At 69.3% G+C, this 16,703-nt stretch carries 14 protein-coding genes; 8 read left to right on the plus strand and 6 right to left on the minus strand.

Annotated elements, in window-relative coordinates; all coding sequences use genetic code 11:
• Window positions 1–9: 9 nt before the first annotated feature.
• Window positions 10–1,449, minus strand: a complete 1,440-nt coding sequence (locus tag JOD27_RS39850) for an endo-1,4-beta-xylanase (RefSeq protein ID WP_204767549.1) — start codon at window positions 1,447–1,449, stop codon at window positions 10–12.
• Window positions 1,450–1,664: 215 nt separating this feature from the next.
• Window positions 1,665–2,405, minus strand: a complete 741-nt coding sequence (locus JOD27_RS39855; RefSeq protein ID WP_204767550.1) for a FadR/GntR family transcriptional regulator — start codon at window positions 2,403–2,405, stop codon at window positions 1,665–1,667.
• A 264-nt stretch (window positions 2,406–2,669) separates the two neighbouring features.
• On the opposite strand from JOD27_RS39855, the gene JOD27_RS39860 reads away from it, so the two are divergent.
• Together JOD27_RS39860 and JOD27_RS39865 are read left to right on the plus strand one after the other, a co-directional pair.
• Entirely contained in the window at window positions 2,670–4,046 is a 1,377-nt protein-coding gene (locus JOD27_RS39860) for an RICIN domain-containing protein (protein WP_239571136.1), read from the plus strand.
• Window positions 4,047–4,080: 34 nt separating this feature from the next.
• The gene (locus tag JOD27_RS39865) at window positions 4,081–5,106 is read left to right on the plus strand and encodes a LacI family DNA-binding transcriptional regulator (RefSeq protein WP_204767552.1); all 1,026 of its coding nucleotides are present in this window, start codon (window positions 4,081–4,083) and stop codon (window positions 5,104–5,106) included.
• 3 nt (window positions 5,107–5,109) lie between these two features.
• Here JOD27_RS39865 and JOD27_RS39870 read toward each other — a convergent pair whose 3' ends face one another.
• Window positions 5,110–6,111, minus strand: coding sequence for a LacI family DNA-binding transcriptional regulator (locus JOD27_RS39870; RefSeq protein ID WP_204767553.1), 1,002 nt, complete (start codon window positions 6,109–6,111; stop codon window positions 5,110–5,112).
• A 203-nt stretch (window positions 6,112–6,314) separates the two neighbouring features.
• Between JOD27_RS39870 and JOD27_RS39875 the strand changes: the two genes are divergently transcribed.
• Window positions 6,315–6,977 (plus strand): lytic polysaccharide monooxygenase auxiliary activity family 9 protein, encoded by a 663-nt coding sequence (locus tag JOD27_RS39875; RefSeq protein ID WP_204767554.1) that lies wholly within the window; start codon window positions 6,315–6,317, stop codon window positions 6,975–6,977.
• Between the two features lie 60 nt (window positions 6,978–7,037).
• Here the strand turns inward: JOD27_RS39875 and JOD27_RS39880 are convergent, their stop codons facing one another.
• The gene (locus JOD27_RS39880; protein WP_204767555.1) at window positions 7,038–7,958 is read right to left on the minus strand and encodes an extracellular catalytic domain type 1 short-chain-length polyhydroxyalkanoate depolymerase; all 921 of its coding nucleotides are present in this window, start codon (window positions 7,956–7,958) and stop codon (window positions 7,038–7,040) included.
• A 133-nt stretch (window positions 7,959–8,091) separates the two neighbouring features.
• Between JOD27_RS39880 and JOD27_RS39885 the strand changes: the two genes are divergently transcribed.
• From JOD27_RS39885 to JOD27_RS39905, 5 genes are all read left to right on the plus strand, one after another.
• Complete coding sequence (locus tag JOD27_RS39885; RefSeq protein WP_204767556.1) at window positions 8,092–8,928, plus strand: PaaX family transcriptional regulator; 837 nt, start codon at window positions 8,092–8,094, stop codon at window positions 8,926–8,928.
• Between the two features lie 65 nt (window positions 8,929–8,993).
• Entirely contained in the window at window positions 8,994–10,355 is a 1,362-nt protein-coding gene (locus JOD27_RS39890; protein WP_204767557.1) for an alpha/beta hydrolase, read from the plus strand.
• A 153-nt stretch (window positions 10,356–10,508) separates the two neighbouring features.
• A complete protein-coding gene (locus JOD27_RS39895) occupies window positions 10,509–11,201 on the plus strand; it encodes a GH12 family glycosyl hydrolase domain-containing protein (protein ID WP_204767558.1) in 693 nt (230 codons plus the stop codon).
• 412 nt (window positions 11,202–11,613) lie between these two features.
• Entirely contained in the window at window positions 11,614–12,402 is a 789-nt protein-coding gene (gene trpC / locus JOD27_RS39900) for an indole-3-glycerol phosphate synthase TrpC (protein ID WP_204767559.1), read from the plus strand.
• A 30-nt stretch (window positions 12,403–12,432) separates the two neighbouring features.
• Window positions 12,433–12,666: a hypothetical protein gene (locus JOD27_RS39905; protein ID WP_204767560.1), complete on the plus strand. Its 234-nt coding sequence runs from the start codon at window positions 12,433–12,435 to the stop codon at window positions 12,664–12,666.
• Here the strand turns inward: JOD27_RS39905 and JOD27_RS39910 are convergent.
• Window positions 12,659–13,621, minus strand: a complete 963-nt coding sequence (locus tag JOD27_RS39910) for an acetylxylan esterase (protein ID WP_204767561.1) — start codon at window positions 13,619–13,621, stop codon at window positions 12,659–12,661. The genes JOD27_RS39905 and JOD27_RS39910 overlap by 8 nt on opposite strands.
• Window positions 13,622–13,730: 109 nt before the next feature.
• A complete protein-coding gene (locus JOD27_RS39915) occupies window positions 13,731–16,550 on the minus strand; it encodes a glycoside hydrolase family 3 protein (RefSeq protein ID WP_204767562.1) in 2,820 nt (939 codons plus the stop codon).
• Between the last annotated feature and the right edge of the window lie 153 nt (window positions 16,551–16,703).

Genomic DNA, 16,703 nt, shown 5'->3' on the forward strand with positions numbered 1-16,703 from the left:
CGTGAACCGTTAGGGCAGGGGAGCGGTGAAGGATTTCAGGCCGGTCCACTGCTGGTTGGTGCCGCCGTTGCAGGACCAGGTGATCACCCTGGTGCCGTTGGCGGTCGCGCCGCCGTTGACGTCCAGGCACAGTCCTGATTGGACGTTCGTGATGGTGCCGTTGCTGTTGACGTTCCACTTCTGGGTGTTGCCGCCCGTGCAGTTCGCGATGACCGTGGCCGCGCCGGAGCCACTGGGACCGTCCAGGCAGCGCTTGGAGGCGTCGGTGTAGACCGAGATCTCACCGGACGCCGAGCGCGTCCACTGCTGGTTCGCCCCGCTGTGGCAGTCCCAGATCTGCAGCTGGGTGCCCGGAGTGGTCGAGGAGTTCGGCACGTCCAGGCATCGTCCCGCGGCGACGGCACGCAGCGTTCCATTGCCGCCACCACCGCCGTTGCCGTTCAGCGCGTCGAGCACTGCGGTGTACGCCTGCTTCTTGCCGTAGTTGCCGTCGAACAACAACGGCGTGTCGCCGGACCGCCACGAGTACTTGTCCGTGACGCCCCAGACCGTGATGCCGGTGCAGCGCGCGACCGCCAGGCAGGCCTGCGTCACCGCCCGGTACGTCGCGGCCTGGCCGGAACCGGAGCCGCCGACGTCGAGCTCCGTGATCTGCACGTCGACGCCGAGATCGGCGAAACGCTGCAGGTTCGCCTGGTAGCTGCTGAGGTTCGCTCCGGAGCCGAGGTGACTTTGGAAGCCGACGCAGTCGATGGGCACGCCGCGGGCTTTGAAGTCGCGCACCATGTTGTAGATGCCCGTGCTCTTGGCGTTGACGCCGTCGGTGTTGTAGTCGTTGTAACAGAGTTTGGCGTTCGGATCGGCGGCGCGGGCGGTGCGGAACGCCTCCTCGATGTAGCCGTCGCCGAGCCGCTGCTGGACGAACCACTGGCGCCGGGTGCCGTTCTCCTCGAACGCCTCGTTCACCACGTCCCACGAGTGGATCTGGCCCTTCCAGTGACCGGCCACCTGGTTGATGTGGTTGGAGATCGCCGAGCGCAGGTCGGTGCCGTTCAGACCGCTCACCCAGCCGGGAATCTGCTGGTACCACACGAAGGTGTGGCCGCGGATCGCCATCCCGCGGCTGCGCGCCTGGCTGACGATCCGGTCGGCGGGGCCGAAGTTGAACTGGTTGCGACTGGGCTCGACGGTGTCCCATTTCATCTCGTTTTCCGGCGTGACGCTGTTGAACTCCGTGGTCCACGTGTTCACGTACGCCGATTCGCCGAGGTGGCTCTGGGCTATGGCGGCTCCGAAGTACCGGCCGCTCTGCGCGGCCGCGGCACCGAGCGTGCTCGCCGCCGCGGTGGCCGGGGACGGTGCCAGTGCTGTCGCCGCCGTGAGTCCGGCGGCGGTCAGGACGGCCAGCGCCGATCTGCTCCGCCGTCGCAGGGATGGACTCCTGAACATCGCAACCCTCATTTCGTGAAGGTGGGTTCATTCGAGTTCTCCGGCGCGGGGTGCGCCGGCCGTGCGTCATCGCCCGGTGCGCCGACGGCGGATGCGGCACCCGGTTGGTCCTCAGTGGACAGTCAGGATCGTCGGCCGAGCTTCAGTGTGATTCATCGCACCGAAGGGCCGATCAGGTTGTAGCACACATTTTGAGAAGCGGTCCAGGACAGCGGTCAGCCGAAGACGCGGCGCTGGATCTCCCGCCGGTAGTCCTCGAGGGTCCTGTCGACGTGCACGGCGGCTGCCGCGGCTGCCGCGTCCTGGTCGCCGTCGCGGATGGCCCGGTAGATCGCGGCGTGCTCCTCCACAGCCTCGGCCGTGTGGTCGCCGACGGCGCCGTTCAGGCCGATGATGTTGGACTGGCGCTGCAGGCGGCGGGCTTCACGCACGGCCGCGACGAGGAACTGGTTGTGCGAGGCGGCCGCGATGGCCAGGTGGAAGTCGTCGTCGCCCTGGTCGAACAGCGCTGCCTGCCCGGTGACGTGCCCTTCCTTGCACAGCTCCGCGGCGACCTCGATGGCGCGCAGCTCGGCGGGGGTCGCGCGGGTCGCGGCGTGCCTGGCGGCCGCGGTCTCCTGGACCCGGCGGAACTCGAAGAGCATGTAGACGTGGTCGAGGTCGGTGGGCAGGAAGAATCCACCCCACCGGGAAGAGCCCAGCATGCCCTCGTCGTCGGCCACGTAGAGCCCGCGGCCCTTGTGCGCGCGCACCCGGCCCAGTGCCGAGAGGATCTTCACCGCTTCGCGGACCACTGTCCGGCTGGTGCCCATGCGGCCCGCCAGCTCGTTCTCGGTGGGCATGCGGTCGCCGGGGCGCAGTTCGAGCTCGGCGATGAGCTGCAGGATCCGCTCGGCGACGAGCTCGTAGCCCGGCCGGTAGGAGGCGGGCGGCGCGTACGCGGCTTCGGCATCCACCGAGACGGCTCCTTCATGAGTACGACTTTTTCGTCCGTCGAACCAGAATACATGCGCGTCGAACGAGCAGGACAAGCCATCGAACGAGGAATCGAACCAGGTCAGAAAGGCGATCAGCACGCTGAACCAGAGAGCAGATGAGCATGCTCATCTTCTTGACGCCTGCTCCGCCTGGCTGCTCTGATGAACCGCCGGGAGTGACACACTGTAGTGGAGCCGCCGATGAGTCGTCGATGGAAAGCGCTTACCGCTTTACTGGCCACGATGTTGTTCGGTTCGACACTCGTCGTGGCGACCCCGGCCCAGGCCTCCACCGCGCAGTTCCGCGGCGTGAACTGGGCCGACCAGCGGGACAACTTCGTCAACGGCGTGCTGTACCCGTCGGGGCTCAGCGCGACGGACACGTACTCCTCGGCGGCAACCGTCGCGGACAGGGTGGTCGGTCAGCTGTACTCGATCACCGGCGCCAACACGGTGCGGCTCCCGATCAACGAGCCGACCGTCGCGAGCTACTGGGCCACGTACACCGGCGCGATCGACACCGCGCTGACCAAGGGCAACGTGATCCTCGCGTACTGGGCCCACACCGGTGGCAGGCCGCCGAACGTCACGGCGTTCAACCAGATGTGGGACAAGGTCGTCGCGAAGTACGGCGGAAACCCGAACGCCTACTTCGAGGTCATCAACGAGCCGCACGGCTACAGCACGACCGACCTCAACAACATGTACAACGGCTGGCTCGCCAGGTACTCAGGCGTGCCGCGCGGCCGGGTGATCCTCGACGGTGCCGGCCTCGCCCAGAACGTCGCCGCCGTCGGCAACGACAGCAGGCTGAACGGCACGCTGCTCGCGGTGCACGACTACTCGTTCTTCGCGGGCTACGAGAGCGAAACCCAGTGGGCGGACCACATCGCGAGCTACATCGGCGGCTACGGCAGCCGTACGATCGCCACCGAGTGGGGCGGCGCGATGGGGCCGGGCACCAAGAACGGCGTGTACTTCGACGCCATCGACTACAGCATCCCGAGCGGGTCGTACATGGCCGACTACGTCCGCGGCGTGAGCGAGAAGCTGCGCAGCCTCGGGATGGGCAGCGTGTACTGGCCGGGACTGCGTGACGGCGACTGGTACAGCATGACCACCAGGAGCGGGACCACGCTGTCGCTGACGAACCCCTCCGGCCTGCAGCGGGTGCGCTACGCCTGGGGACTGGGCGACGGCGGCAGCACCGCGGTCGAGATCCGCAACATCGGCACCGGCTGGTACGTCGACGGCCTCGGCAGGACGACCGACTCCACGGCAGGCCAGGGAACCGGCGGCACGAGCGTCAGCCAGCGGTGGACCGTCGAGGACACGGGCGCCTACGTGCGGTTGAAGAACGTGGCCACCGGCCTGTACCTCGACGGCCTCGGCAGCACGTCCAACGGCACCGACGCGGGCCAGCGCGGCAGCAGCACGGCCACGAGCCAGCAGTGGACCGTCGTGACCGGCAAGAGCCGCGGCAACGACGTGCGCATCCGCAACCGCGCCACCGGCCTCTACCTGGACGGCATGGGCCGCACGTCCCGCTCGGCGACCCTCGGTCAGTGGAGCGACAGCAACAGCGTCAACCAGCAGTGGCGGATCGTCGCCGCGGGCTGACCCCGGAACCCGCAGGATCGAAAGCAGGTGCGGATTGGTCACCATCGCGGAGGTGGCCCGGCACGCCGGAGTCGCTCCCAGCACGGTGTTCTACGTGTTGACGGGCAAGCGCCCGATCTCGTCCGAGACGACGACGAGGGTGCACGACAGCATGATCGAGCTGGGCTACCGGCTGCCGGCCGGCGCCCGAACGGTCCGCCGCGATCGGGCCGATGTCGTCGCCCTCGTGCTCCCACCGGGTGAGGTGCACCTGCCGCCGGTCACTCGGCTCGTCGGCTCGGTCGCGGTCGCCGCGCGCGGACACCGGATGGACGTGCTGCTGGTGACGCCGGGCAGGGACGCGGCAGGGCTGCGCAGGGCGGCGAGCAGCACCAGGGTGAACGGGTTCCTGGTGCTGGAAGGCGAAGGCGCCGGTGAACGGGTGCGCGTGCTGCGCGAGCTCGGGCGCTCGTCCGTCCTCATCGGACGTTCGGAGAAGGACCTGATGTGCGTGGACCTGGACTTCGAGGCGGCGGGCGCGCGGTGCGTGGACCACCTCGCGGACCTCGGGCACCGCGGCATCGGCTTCCTCGGTGCGTCGAGGGCGGGCGTCACGCAGCGGACCTTCGCGGGGTTCGGCACGGCGGCCATGCGCCGGGGCGTGGTGGGCACCGCGCTGCCGGTCGCGGCAGACCCCGGCTCGGTGGCCAGCGCGGTCGGCGTGCTGCGGGCGTACCCGGAGATGACGGCTCTGGTGGTGCACAACGAGGTCCCGCTCGGCAGGGTGATCGACTGCCTGCGCGCGCGGCACCTGAGGGTGCCGCAGGACATCGCGGTCGTGGCCGTCTGCCCGGACGAGCCGGTCGAACGGACGGCGCCGCCGTTGACGTCGGTGGAGCTGTCCGCCGAGGACTTGGGCAGCCGAGCGGTCGACCTGCTGGTGGCGGTGACCGGGGGTGCCAGGCCCCCTGCGTTGACGCTGGTGCCTCCGCGGCTCGTGCGACGGGCGAGTTGCTCGCTTCCCGTGCCGCGGCCGGCCGGGCGTGGGAAAGTCCACAGTGGACCGCCCCAGTGGAACTGACGCTCAGTGCGCCGCGGTGCTGCCGCGATCGGTGAGCCGCGGCTGGAGCAGGCGCACCTCGGGTGCGTGTTCCTGGGTGAGGCGCGCCATCACCATCTCGACGGCGATCGTCCCGAGCTCCTGCGCGGGAACGGCGATGGAGGTCAGCGGGACGGGGAGGTTCTCCGCGACGTCGTCGGGGCACAGCGTGATCACCGACAGGTCGCCCGGCACGTCCAGCGACCGGCGCCGGAGCTCGAGCAGCAACGTGCCGAGGATCGCCTCGTTGTGCACGACCAGGCCGGTGGTGCCGCGTCCGGGCGCCAGCACCTCGTCGAGGCACGCCGCCACCGAGTCGTAGCCCGGCTCGCAGGGGTGCACCGAGGCCTGCAGGCTCCGCTTCGTGGTCTCGCCGCGGAACCCGGCCAGCAGCCGTGCGGCGTAGCTGGTGCCGCGTTCGTAGACGGCGGGCGGTGAGCCGATCAACGCGATCGAATGGTGGCCGAGATCGGCCAGGTGGCCTGCCATCTGCCGGCCCGCGGTGGCGAAGTCGAGGTCGACGCAGCTGAGTCCCTCGTGGTCGTCGGGCATGCCGAGCAGGACCACCGGCGCGTCGACCGTGCGCAGTTCGGGGATGCGCGGGTCGTCGCTCTCCACGTCCATCACGATGACCGCGTCGGTCATGGACCTGGCGGTGACCCGGTGGGCCTCGCCGGGGCCGGCCTCCTTCGTCAGCAGCAGCACGTCGTAGTCGTGTTCCCGCGCGGACGCGACGATGGAGGCGACGAACTGCATGATGACCGGCATGTTCACGCCGGATCGCAGCGGCACGACGAGGCCGAGCACCTGCGACCGGTTCGAGGCGAGTGCTCGCGCGCCGGCGTTCGGGTGGTAGCCGAGCGTGACGATGCTCTGCTCGACGCGGCGTTTGGTCTCCTCCGAGATGGTCCGTTTGCCGCTGAGGACGTACGACACCGTGCTCATCGACACCCCGGCGTGGCGGGCGACCTCCTTGATCGTGATCATGCCCGCCCCTCTGGTCGCGTCGGCTGGTGGCGATCATCGTAATCCGAAGCGGGCGGGCCGGAGGTGGTCATTCTGCCGACCATCACGCGGGTGATCACTCAATGTTTCGTTGAAGTTTCGGAGAGTTACCTGTAGTCTTATTGTTCTGGGAGCGCTCCCATTCCGCCGCTGCTGCTCGCTCATCGGAGAATGGAGGCTCATTCATGCGTGTCCGCAGCACCTCCTGGTCTGCCACCAGACGGCGGGGCGCCATCGCGTTGATCGTCAGTTTGTTGGTGAGCGTGTTCGTCTGGGCTCCTCCGGCCTCGGCGCACGGCACGATCGTCGGCCCTGCCACCCGTGCCTACCAGTGCTGGCAAACGTGGGGCAGCCACCACCTGGATCCGGCCATGCAAACCCAGGACCCCATGTGCTACCAGGCGTTCCAGGCCAACGCCGACACCATGTGGAACTGGATGAGCGCACTGCGGGACGGACTTCGCGGCAACTTCCAGGGTTCCACGCCGGACGGGCAGCTCTGCAGCAACGCCTTGTCGCGCAACAACTCCCTGAACACCCCCGGCAAGTGGAAGACCACCAGCGTCGGCAGCAACTTCTCGATGCACCTGTACGACCAGGCCAGCCACGGTGCCGACTACTTCAAGGTCTACATCAGCAAGAACGGGTACGACCCGACCACGCAGCGACTCGGTTGGGGCAACCTCGACTACATCATGCAGACCGGCAGGTACGCCCCGGCCAAGGACATCACGTTCAACGTCCAGACCTCCGGCGGCTACCGAGGGCACCACATCGTGTTCACGATCTGGCAGGCCTCGCATTCCGACCAGACCTACATGTGGTGCAGTGACGTGAACTTCGGCTAGGGAACGCGAAAAACCGGCCCGGCGCGGGAACGCGCCGGGCCGGACCCTTTCCGTGCCACGTCAGCGGGTGGTGATCCCGAAGAACTCCAGGGCGACGGCGGCCATGCCGGACGACGGCAGGCTGTGCCCGGCGCCCTGGATGCTGTACGCCTCGACCTTGTCGGAGAACTTGCGGCGGTTCCAGCCGGGCTTCGGGGTGTCGGTGGACGTCGGTGTCTGGCTCAGGCCGAACACGTTGGTCCACTGCTCGATCTCCTCCTGCAGCAACGAGTACGGCACGAGGTTGTCGGCGGTGCCGTGCCAGAGCTGCATCCGCGGGCGCGGGCCGGTGTAGCCGGGGTAGGCCGCCCTGACCGCGTCGCCCCACTGCTGCGGGGTGCGGTTCATGCTGCCGCCCGTGCACTTGCTGCGGCCGGGCGGGTAGTCGGCGGCGTTCGCGAAGCAGTTGAACGGCACGCCCATGAACGCGGCGCCCGCCTTGAACACGTCCGGGTACAGGGCGAGCATCTCGTTCGTCATCATGCCGCCGGACGACGAGCCGGTGGCGAAGACCCGGTTCGGGTCGCCGCCGTAGCGCTGCTGCGTGTAGGTCACCATCGACACGATCGAGACAGGGTCGCTGCCGCCGCCGCGGCGTTTCGCGGCGTCGGACCACGTGTCGAAGCACTTCCCGAAGCCGGCTTCCTGTTGCGCGCTCGGGTAGATGACGATGAACCCGTACTTGTTGGCGAGCGAGGCGAACTCGCTGCCCGAGTAGAAGCCGGGGCCGGAGCCGCCGCAGCCGTGCATGGCGACGACGATGGCGGGTTTGGCCGGGCGGGTGTCCGGCACGTAGACGTGCATGCGCATCCGGCCCGGGTTGTCGCCGAAATTGGTCACTTCGACCAGGGATGCGGCTGACGCCTGGGGTGCGAGCACAACGCCGACGATGGAGAGCAGGGCGCTGACGAGTGCGATGAGGGGTGTTCTGCGTGTGGTCATCGATGACCTCCGGTCAGGGTTTCCGGATCACTCCGAAGGTATTCAGATCGATGACGGCCGTCAAGATTTTGACGAATGACGGTGGTGAGGCATTCGACGAATAATGGGGAGAGGCCGGAGAGAGGGCGTGCGCATGTCGGCAGCGTTGACTCCACCGGACGGCGGTGTCGCCGGATCCGCCGTGCGGCCGGAAACCGCGGTACTCGCCCTGTTCGGCGACCACGTGCTCGATCGGGGCGTCGCCGTGTCGACGGTGGGCGTCGTCGGTGTGCTCGGGCGGCTCGGCATCGGCGAGCACGCCACCAGGACGGCGCTGGGCCGGATGGGCCGTCGAGGCCTGCTCCGCACGGTGCGTCGCGGCCGCCAGGCGTTTCTCGGGTTGACCGAGCACGGGACGGCGGTGCTGCGCGACGGGCAGCGCAAGCTCGACGGTGACGTCGTCGACCGGCACTGGGACGGCCGGTGGACGCTGCTCACGTTCTCGGTCCCGGAGAGCAGGCGCGCGGACCGGCACGCGCTGCGTACCCGCCTGGAGTGGTTCGGGTTCGGGCCGTTGCGCAGCGGGCTGTGGGTCTCGACCTCGGCCGCGGACGTGTCGGCGACGCTGGCGGAGCTCGATCTGCTGGACCGCGCCGAGGTGTTCCGCGCGGAGGCGTTCATGTGGACCGATCCCGCGCGGATCGCCGCCGAGGCCTGGGATCTGAAGGGGATCGCGGCGGGGTACGAGGACTTCCTGCGCCGGTGGGAGGAAGGCGCGTTCGGGCATCTCGACGACCTGTCCCGGCGGGTGCTGCTCGGCGCGGAGTGGCTGCTGCTGATCCGCCGCGATCCGGTGCTGCCGTCCGTGCTGCTGCCCGAGGGATGGCCGGGAACGCGTGCCGCCGCCGTGTTCCGGACGCTGCGCCGCGGGTGGGAGCGGCAGGCGGGCGAGCTGGCGGAGAACGCACTCGAATCCATTGTGGACGAATGAGATGCACGCGCTCGTGATCTTCTGAAAAGGTTGCGGCTGTGCGATTGATAACGCGAACATTGGCGATGTCGGCGGCTGTCCTGGTGTCGGTGCTCAGCGGGGGCACGGCGTACGCCGAACCCGCGCCGCCCATCTCGTGGGTGCGGTGCCCGGACAACCCGGAGGGCGAGTGCGGGAGGCTGAGCGTTCCGCTGGACTGGAAGAGGCCGGGAGGTCAGCGCATCGATCTCGCGGTGGCGCGCCACGCAGCCACCGATCCCGCGCGACGACTCGGCGTGCTGATGGTGGACCCCGGCGGCCCAGGGGGTTCCGCGGCGGACTTCGCGCTGTCCCGGCTGTTCAGTCCTGAGCTGCGGGCCAGGTTCGACATCGTGGGCATCGACTCGCGCGGCACCGGGAAGAGCCTGGCGATCCGCTGCGCCGATCTCGTCGCCGAACAACCGCCGACCTATCCCGCCGACAAGGCGGGGTTCACCGCATTGCTGCGGTTCAACCAGGGCGCGGTCGAGAAGTGCCGCGCACGCAGTGGGCCGATCTTCGACCACGCCGACAGCGCCGTCGTCGCGCAGGACATGGACGCCGTCCGGCGGGCGCTGGGGGAGCGGAAGATCAGCTATCTCGGCCTGTCCTACGGCACCGTGTTCGGTCAGGCGTACGCCGAGAAGTTCGGCCACCGGCTCCGCGCGATGGTCCTCGACAGCGTTGTCGACCACAGCGCGGACCTGAAGCGGTTCATGGGGGATCGGGCGGCGGCCGCGGATGACTCGTTCGTCGAGTTCGTCCGGTGGTGCGATCGCACGGACTCGTGCGTCCTGCATGGAAAGGACGTCTACGCGGCCTGGGAGGCTGCCCTCGTCCGCGCCGACGGTGAACCGCTCGGCAGGCAGCGGTTGATCGACTCGATGTACGGGGCGCTGCGGGGACCGGACTGGGCTTATGCGGCGGAGCTCGTCGCCGGCACGGAGACCCGGTCGTCCGCCGCCCGGTCCTTCGAGCCGAACTACGAGTCGGTCCGGCTGGCGACCGTCTGCCAGGACTTCTCCCTGCGCATCAAGGACTTCCGGCAGTACGCACGACTGCGCGCCGAGGAGCTCCGCCGGTCACCGATCATGCGCGGCAGCCTGATCGGTCACGACGAGGCCGCCGCGTGCGCCGGTGTCGCCCGGCCGCCGTCGAACCCGCCGCACCGCCTGGACCTGCGGCACGCACCGAAGATCATGGTGCTCAGCGCGCGGCACGACCCCACCACCCCGTACGACTGGGCGGTCAACATCCACCGGCAGGCGCCCCGCAACACCGCGCTGATGACCTACGAGGGATGGGGCCACGTCGCCTATCCGCGCAGCGAGTGCACCCGCGGCGGCGTCGACGCCTATCTGCTCGACCTGACGGTTCCGGCGAGGAGCTGCCCGGCCGTCGAATCGTGACGAAATCGCCGGAGCGGATGCTTTCGCGGCGAATGCAGTCGAATATTTCCGGCCGATGCATTCGACTTGTTCGATGTTAGGTTCGGGCCCACGAACCGCTTCGACGCCGGGCGGCGCGGATTTCCGTTCAATGATGTGCGGAAGGGAAGCTCGATGAACAAGCTCATGCGTGCGCTGATTCTCGCGATGGCGGCCGTCCTCACGGTGTCGCTGGGGACCAGCACGGCGCTCGCCGCGGCCTGGAGTTCTTCCGACCGGTGGGGCACCTGGTCCAACGGCGGCTACACGGTGCGCAACAACGTGTGGGGCAACGGCTCCGGCCCCCAGACGATCTGGGCCAACTCCTACAGCAACTGGGGCGTCTGGTCGGACCAGCCCAACACGGGCGGGGTGAAGTCCTACCCGCATTCCGAGAAGATGGTGAATCGCAGGCTCAGCTCGCTCGGAAGCCTGTCGAGCGGTTTCAACGTCTCCTACCCGAACGCCGGTTCCTACACCACCGCCTACGACATCTGGTGCGACAACAACCGGTACGAAATCATGCTGTGGATGAACAAGGTCGGTCAGGTCGGCCCGATCGGTTCCTGGCAGGCGTCGGCCACGGTGGGCGGGCACAGCTGGAACGTCTACCGCGGTTCGAACGGCTCGAACGAGGTGTTCTCGTTCGTCCGCACGTCCAACACCGGTGCCGGCTCCGTCGACGTCAAGGCGGTGCTGAACTGGATCCGCAGCCGCGGCTGGTTCGGCGACGTCACGGTGGGCGCTGTGCAGTTCGGCTACGAGATCACGTCGTCCAGCGGCGGCCTGAACTTCGTGACCAACAGCTACTCCGTCTCGGGCGGCTGACGACCCGCGTTTCGGCCACGAGCAACCGATGAACGGCGCATTCGTCCACCTGAACTGAGGTGAACAAATGCGCCGTTCATCGCGAGTTGCCCAGGGGGGAGGGTCCCGGCAAAGTCGGCAGGTGACCGCCGGACCTGCACTGATGGCGTTTGCAAGTACTACCAACTCAAGATCAACCTGCGTCTTTCTACTACCAACCGGCCCGCAGGGCGCCGTACGGCCGCGCCAGCGACCAGGCCGATTCGCAGGACGTCGAACCAGTTGGTTGCAGTAAGCGGCGATTTGATCAAGAGTTGGTGGTACTTGCAGGCGCCTTGCCAGGCAGGACTACTTTGCCGGAGCCCTGTCAGGGGGGGCTTTGGCGGGTGCGGCAGTGTGGGTGTGGGAAACCTATGAGGTGAGGAGTGTGACCGTGAGCGTGCTGGACGGGATCCTGGCAGGAGTCCGGGAGGATCTGGCCCACAGGCAGAGCGCGGTGCCGTTCGCCGAGCTGAAGGCACGCGTGTCGGACGCGCCGCCCGCACTGGACCCGCTGCCGGGCTTCCGCGCACCGGGCGTGTCGATCATCGCCGAGGTCAAGCGGAAGAGCCCGAGCAAGGGTGAGCTCGCCACCATCGCGGACCCGGCGGCGCTGGCAGCCGAGTACGCGGCGGGTGGTGCGGCGGCGATCAGCGTGCTGACCGAGCAGCGCCGGTTCGGCGGGTCGCTCGACGACCTGGCGGCGGTGCGCGCCGAGGTGGACGTTCCGGTGCTGCGCAAGGACTTCATCGTCACGCCGTACCAGCTGTGGGAGGCGCGGGCGTGGGGTGCCGACCTCGCGCTGCTGATGGTGGTCTCGCTGCCGGGTGGGCTGCTGGAGGACCTGCACGGGCTCGCCCTCGAACTCGGCCTCACCCCGCTCGTCGAAACGCACACCGAGGAGGAGATCGCGCGGGCCGCCGACCTGGGAGCCGAGGTCGTCGGGATCAACGCGCGCGACCTGACCACGCTCGAGGTCGACCGGGCGGTCTTCCGGAAGCTGGCTCCGCACCTGCCGGAGGCGGCCGTCAAGATCGCGGAGTCCGGGGTCACCGGACCCGAGGACGTCGCCGAGTACCACGCTTGGGGCGCGGACGTCGTGCTGGTGGGGGAGGCCCTGGTCCGCTCAGGTGATCCGCGGTCGTCGATCGGCGAGTTCATCAGTCAGGCCGGTCGGGCCTAGGCCCTGGTACCGGAGGGATCCAGCCGGGTAGTGGGCAGCCCCGGTCACCTGGGCACCGACTCGCCGTTGTGGCTGCTGACCTCCTCACCGCACAGCGGCACGACGTTCGCGATCGTCGGCGACGTCGGTGTGGCGATCATGATGCCGGCGGCCGATCGCGCCGGGGCCGTCGTGTTCGCGTTGGTGTGCTCGCGGTTCTTCCGGCGAGGTCCGCTGGAGTTCCTGCTGCACAAGGCGACGACCCCGGCGAACCGGATCAGCTGACGCGCTCGCGCAGCCACTCCAGCTGGGTGACCGAGTTGGAGCCGTGCCCACCGCCGTGGTCGGCGAACGGCCACACGGTCATGGTCCGGTCGTCGCCCGCGTAGTGGTTGAAGGCAGCGTACACAGTGGACGGTGGGCAGATCGGATCCATCAGGCCCACGCTGAACAACGCCGGCGCGGTGGCCCGTTGCGCGAAGTGGACTCCGTCGAAGTACGACAGCGTGGTGAAGGCCGGTTCCACGTTGTGCCTGCTGTGCCAGCGCAGGTACTCCGCGAGCTCCTGGTACGGGCCTTCACCGCTGATCTCCGCCGCCCGCCGGTAGTGGCAGAGGAACGGCACGTCCGGCATGGCCGCCGCGACCCGGGTCAGGCCCGCGACGGCGATCGTCAGGCCGCCGCCCTGGCTGCCGCCCGCGACGATCACCCGGTCCCGGTCGAGGCCGGGCAGGTCAACGACCGCGTCCACGGCGCGGACGCAGTCGGTGATGAGCCGCCGGTAGTAGTAGTTCTCCGGCGAGTCGATGCCGCGGGTCATGAAACCCTTGGCCCACTGCGGTCCGCCGGCGTCCCGGTCGGGGGTGTCGTGGCCCTGGCCGCGGCTGTCGACGACGAGTTGGGCGTACCCGGCGGCCGACCAGAGCAGGTGGTCGGTGGGCAGACCGCGGCCGCCACTGTAGCCGATGAACGTGACGACGACGGGCAACGGACCCCGGACGCCACGCGGCCGCAGCAGCCACGCCGCGACCGGTTCACCGTTCCAGCCGGGGAAGCGGACGTCGTCCACCTCGACGGTGCGCAGCAGGTACCGGTCGGTGACCGGGTCGGCCTTCACGGCGCCGCCGAGGGCGCGTGCCTGGGCGAGCGTGCGGTCCCAGAACTCGTCGAAGTCCTGTGGTGCCCGCAGATCGGGGCGGTAGCCGACGAGGTCGTCGAGGGGGCCGTCGGTCAAGGGCATCGGGACTCCTGGAAGGGAAAAGGGGGGTGGCCCGTCCCCCGCCAGTGACGGGCCACCTGTCTGTGGTGAGGGTGGTGGCCCGCCACCGCCGGAAGGCGGGCCACCGGCCTCAACCGGCCGAGGAGAACCGGAAGGCGCTCAGCCGGAGATCGCCGTGCAGGATCACCCGCAGGTCGTGGACTCCCGCGACCTGCGACGTCAGGCCGGTTGACGCGGTCGTCCACGTGTAGCGGTCGCCGGTGACCGGAACATCGATCTCGGCCAGCAGTTCCTCGCCGGCCCAGAACTCCACCCGTGCGTCGGAATCGCCGTTCTCCCGGGCCAGGTCGGCTTCGACGCGGACCGCACCGGACAGGTCGACCGACCGGAACCGCAGCGTCGCCTGGGCATCGGCCGGCGTGACGGCGTCACCGGTCGTGCGGGTGGCGTCGACCAGCGTCACGCCCTCGTAGTCGTCGAAGTCGACGGCGAGCACGCGGTGGTCGACGGCGGCTCGGGGAGCAGGGGCCGGTCCCGCCACCGTGAGCGGCGCGGTGAGCACCACGTTGTCGGCGGAACGGGCGACGAGCACCTCGTAGTCGCCGGGATCGACGGTGAACGCACCGGTTCCGACGTCCCAGTGCGCGAGCTGCTCGGTGGCCAGCCGGAACGTGAGCGCGCGGCTCTCACCAGGCTCCAGCCAGACCTTGCGGAAGTCGGCGAGCCGCAACCTGGGCGCCTCGTAGCGCGCGCCGAGCGCCCGAACGTAGATCTGCACGACCTCGCTGCCCGCACGGGATCCGGTGTTCGTCACCGTCACCGAGAGGTCCACCGCGCTGTTCGCCGTGGCGGTGGACGAGGACAGCAGCAGCTCGCCGTAGGAGAACTCGGTGTACGACAGGCCATGCCCGAACGGGTAGAGCGGCGCGGCCCGGTGGTACTGGTAGGTCCAGCCCGCCTTGATGATGTCGTAGTCGAGCGGGTGCGGCAGTTCGTCGTCGCCGCGGTACCAGGTCTGCGGCAGCCGTCCGGAGGGGTCCGCGTCGCCCAGCAGGACGGAGGCCAGCGCGGTGCCTGTTTCCTGCCCGCCGTGGGAAGTCCACACCACGGCGGGCAGGTGCTCGTCGGCCCAGTCCAGGGCGTAGGGGTAGCTGCTCATGACGACCAGCGCGGTCTCGGGGCGGGCGGCGGCGACCGCGCGCAGCAGCGCGTCCTGGGACTCCGCCAGCGCGATACCCGCGCGGTCCTCGGTCTCGCGGCCGTGGATGAGCGGGTGGTTGCCGAGCACGACCACCGCGACATCGGCGGACCGCGCGAGCTCCACCGCCTCCGCGGTGCCGTCGTGCAACAGCTCGCGGTGCCAGCGTTCGGCATCCTCGGCGTTCTCGGCGGTGACGCTCACCCGGCCGTCGACGGGATCGACGACGGCGTACAGGCCCGTGAGAACGTTCTGCAGCAGGAAAGAATCGTCCGCCGGCACGAGCCGGAACGTCTCGGTCACGTCCCAGCTCTTGATCAGCTCCTGCTCGGCCGCCAACGACCCGTCGTCGCGCTTGAGGTTCAGGTAGCGCTTGTTCTCGACGGACCGCAGCGTGAGCACGCCGCCGCCCCAGTCGATGACGTCGAACGCGGTCTTGCCCAGCAGCTCGCCGCTGGTGCGCGAGTGCAACGCGATGCGGTCCACGCCCTCCGACACGACGACGTCACCGAGAGCGGCTTCGAGTCCACCGGCGATCGTGACCTGGTACGGCAGGGTGCCGCTGTACCAGTCCTCGCACAGCACGTCGGCCAGCGGCCCGATGACGGCGACCCGCCGGTCGCGCGGCAGCGGTAGCAAACCGTTGTTGCGCAACAACACCGTCGACTCGATCGCCGCGCGCTCGGCGAGGGCGCGGTGCTCGGCGCAGTTGATGACCTCCGGGCCGATGGCGGCGTACGGGTCGAGGCCCGGGTCGAACTCGCCGAGGCGGAAACGCACCTCCAGCTGCCTGCGCACCGCGAGGTCCACATCGGACTGATCGATCAGCCCGCGCTCCAGCGCCGCGCGCAGCCGGCCGACCGGGGTGGCGCTGTCCTGGCCGTGGTCGGTGAAGCTGTCGATGCCCGCCTTGAGCGCGGCCGCGTGGGACTCGGTGTGGTCGTCGAAGTAGTGCTCGGGATCGACCAAATTGGACGGTGCCTCGGCGTCGCTGACGACGAACAGCTCGTGGCCGGTCGGCTCCGCCCAGCGGCGCAGTTCGGTCTCGATGAGCGGGCTCACGTGACACGGGCGTCCGTTGACCAGGTTGTAGCCGGCCATGGCGCCGGTCGCGGCGCCGGAGGCGATCACGGGACGGAAGGCCGCGAGGTCGTACTCCTGCAGCACGCGCGGGCGAACTCCGGAGGAGGTGACGCAGCGGTCGTCCTCGTTGTTGTACGCCAGGAAGTGCTTGAGCACGGGGGCCGCGCGCAGGAACCGGGGGTGGTCGCCGGTGAGGCCGCGGCAGAACGCCTCCCCGATCCGCGCGGTGTGCAGCGGGTCCTCGGAGTAGCCCTCCTCGTTGCGGCCCCAGCGCGGGTCGCGCAGCAGGTTCAGCACCGGCGCCCAGGCCTGCAGGCTGTTCGTGCCCGTGCCGATCGCGGTCGGGCGGTGGTAGTGGAACGCCCGCAGCTCGGTGGAGGTGGCCTCGGCGACGCGGCGCACGAGCTCTTCGTCCCACGTCGCTCCCAGGCCGACGGCCTGCGGGAACACGGTCGCCTCCCCGAGCCAGGCGACGCCGTGCAGCGCCTCCGACCCGGTGCGGAACTCGGCGAGCCCCAGCCGTGGCACGGCCGGTGAGTACTGGTGCAGCATCGCCAGCCGTTCGTCGGTCGTCAGGCGCCCGATCAGGTCGTCGATGCGCTTCCGCAACGGCAGCGCCGCGTCACGGAACGGCAGCGTCTCGGTGGTGGGCGCGGACTCGGAAACCACGTGGTAACCCCTCAGGTCGGAGCTAGCGGCGAAGCGTTTCGACGTTGGCACGGCCAGGTTTCCGCTGTCAACGGTCTTGTTTCGAGAGAGCTGCGTCACTAACCTGCCGGACATCTGTTTAAGCGCTTCGACACTTCGACGACGAAGGATCGG

This window comes from Lentzea nigeriaca (assembly GCF_016907955.1).
In the GTDB taxonomy this organism is placed as follows: domain Bacteria; phylum Actinomycetota; class Actinomycetes; order Mycobacteriales; family Pseudonocardiaceae; genus Lentzea; species Lentzea nigeriaca.

Excerpts from the sequence above, each read along its gene's own strand:
- JOD27_RS39850 (WP_204767549.1), bottom strand. The coding sequence starts at position 1,449 with ATGTTCAGGAGTCCATCCCTGCGACGGCGGAGCAGATCGGCGCTGGCC.
- JOD27_RS39860 (WP_239571136.1), top strand. The coding sequence starts at position 2,670 with ATGTTGTTCGGTTCGACACTCGTCGTGGCGACCCCGGCCCAGGCCTCC.
- JOD27_RS39870 (WP_204767553.1), bottom strand. The coding sequence starts at position 6,111 with ATGATCACGATCAAGGAGGTCGCCCGCCACGCCGGGGTGTCGATGAGC.
- JOD27_RS39875 (WP_204767554.1), top strand. The coding sequence starts at position 6,315 with ATGCGTGTCCGCAGCACCTCCTGGTCTGCCACCAGACGGCGGGGCGCC.
- JOD27_RS39880 (WP_204767555.1), bottom strand. The coding sequence starts at position 7,958 with ATGACCACACGCAGAACACCCCTCATCGCACTCGTCAGCGCCCTGCTC.
- JOD27_RS39885 (WP_204767556.1), top strand. The coding sequence starts at position 8,092 with ATGTCGGCAGCGTTGACTCCACCGGACGGCGGTGTCGCCGGATCCGCC.
- JOD27_RS39890 (WP_204767557.1), top strand. The coding sequence starts at position 8,994 with ATGTCGGCGGCTGTCCTGGTGTCGGTGCTCAGCGGGGGCACGGCGTAC.
- JOD27_RS39895 (WP_204767558.1), top strand. The coding sequence starts at position 10,509 with ATGAACAAGCTCATGCGTGCGCTGATTCTCGCGATGGCGGCCGTCCTC.
- JOD27_RS39910 (WP_204767561.1), bottom strand. The coding sequence starts at position 13,621 with ATGCCCTTGACCGACGGCCCCCTCGACGACCTCGTCGGCTACCGCCCC.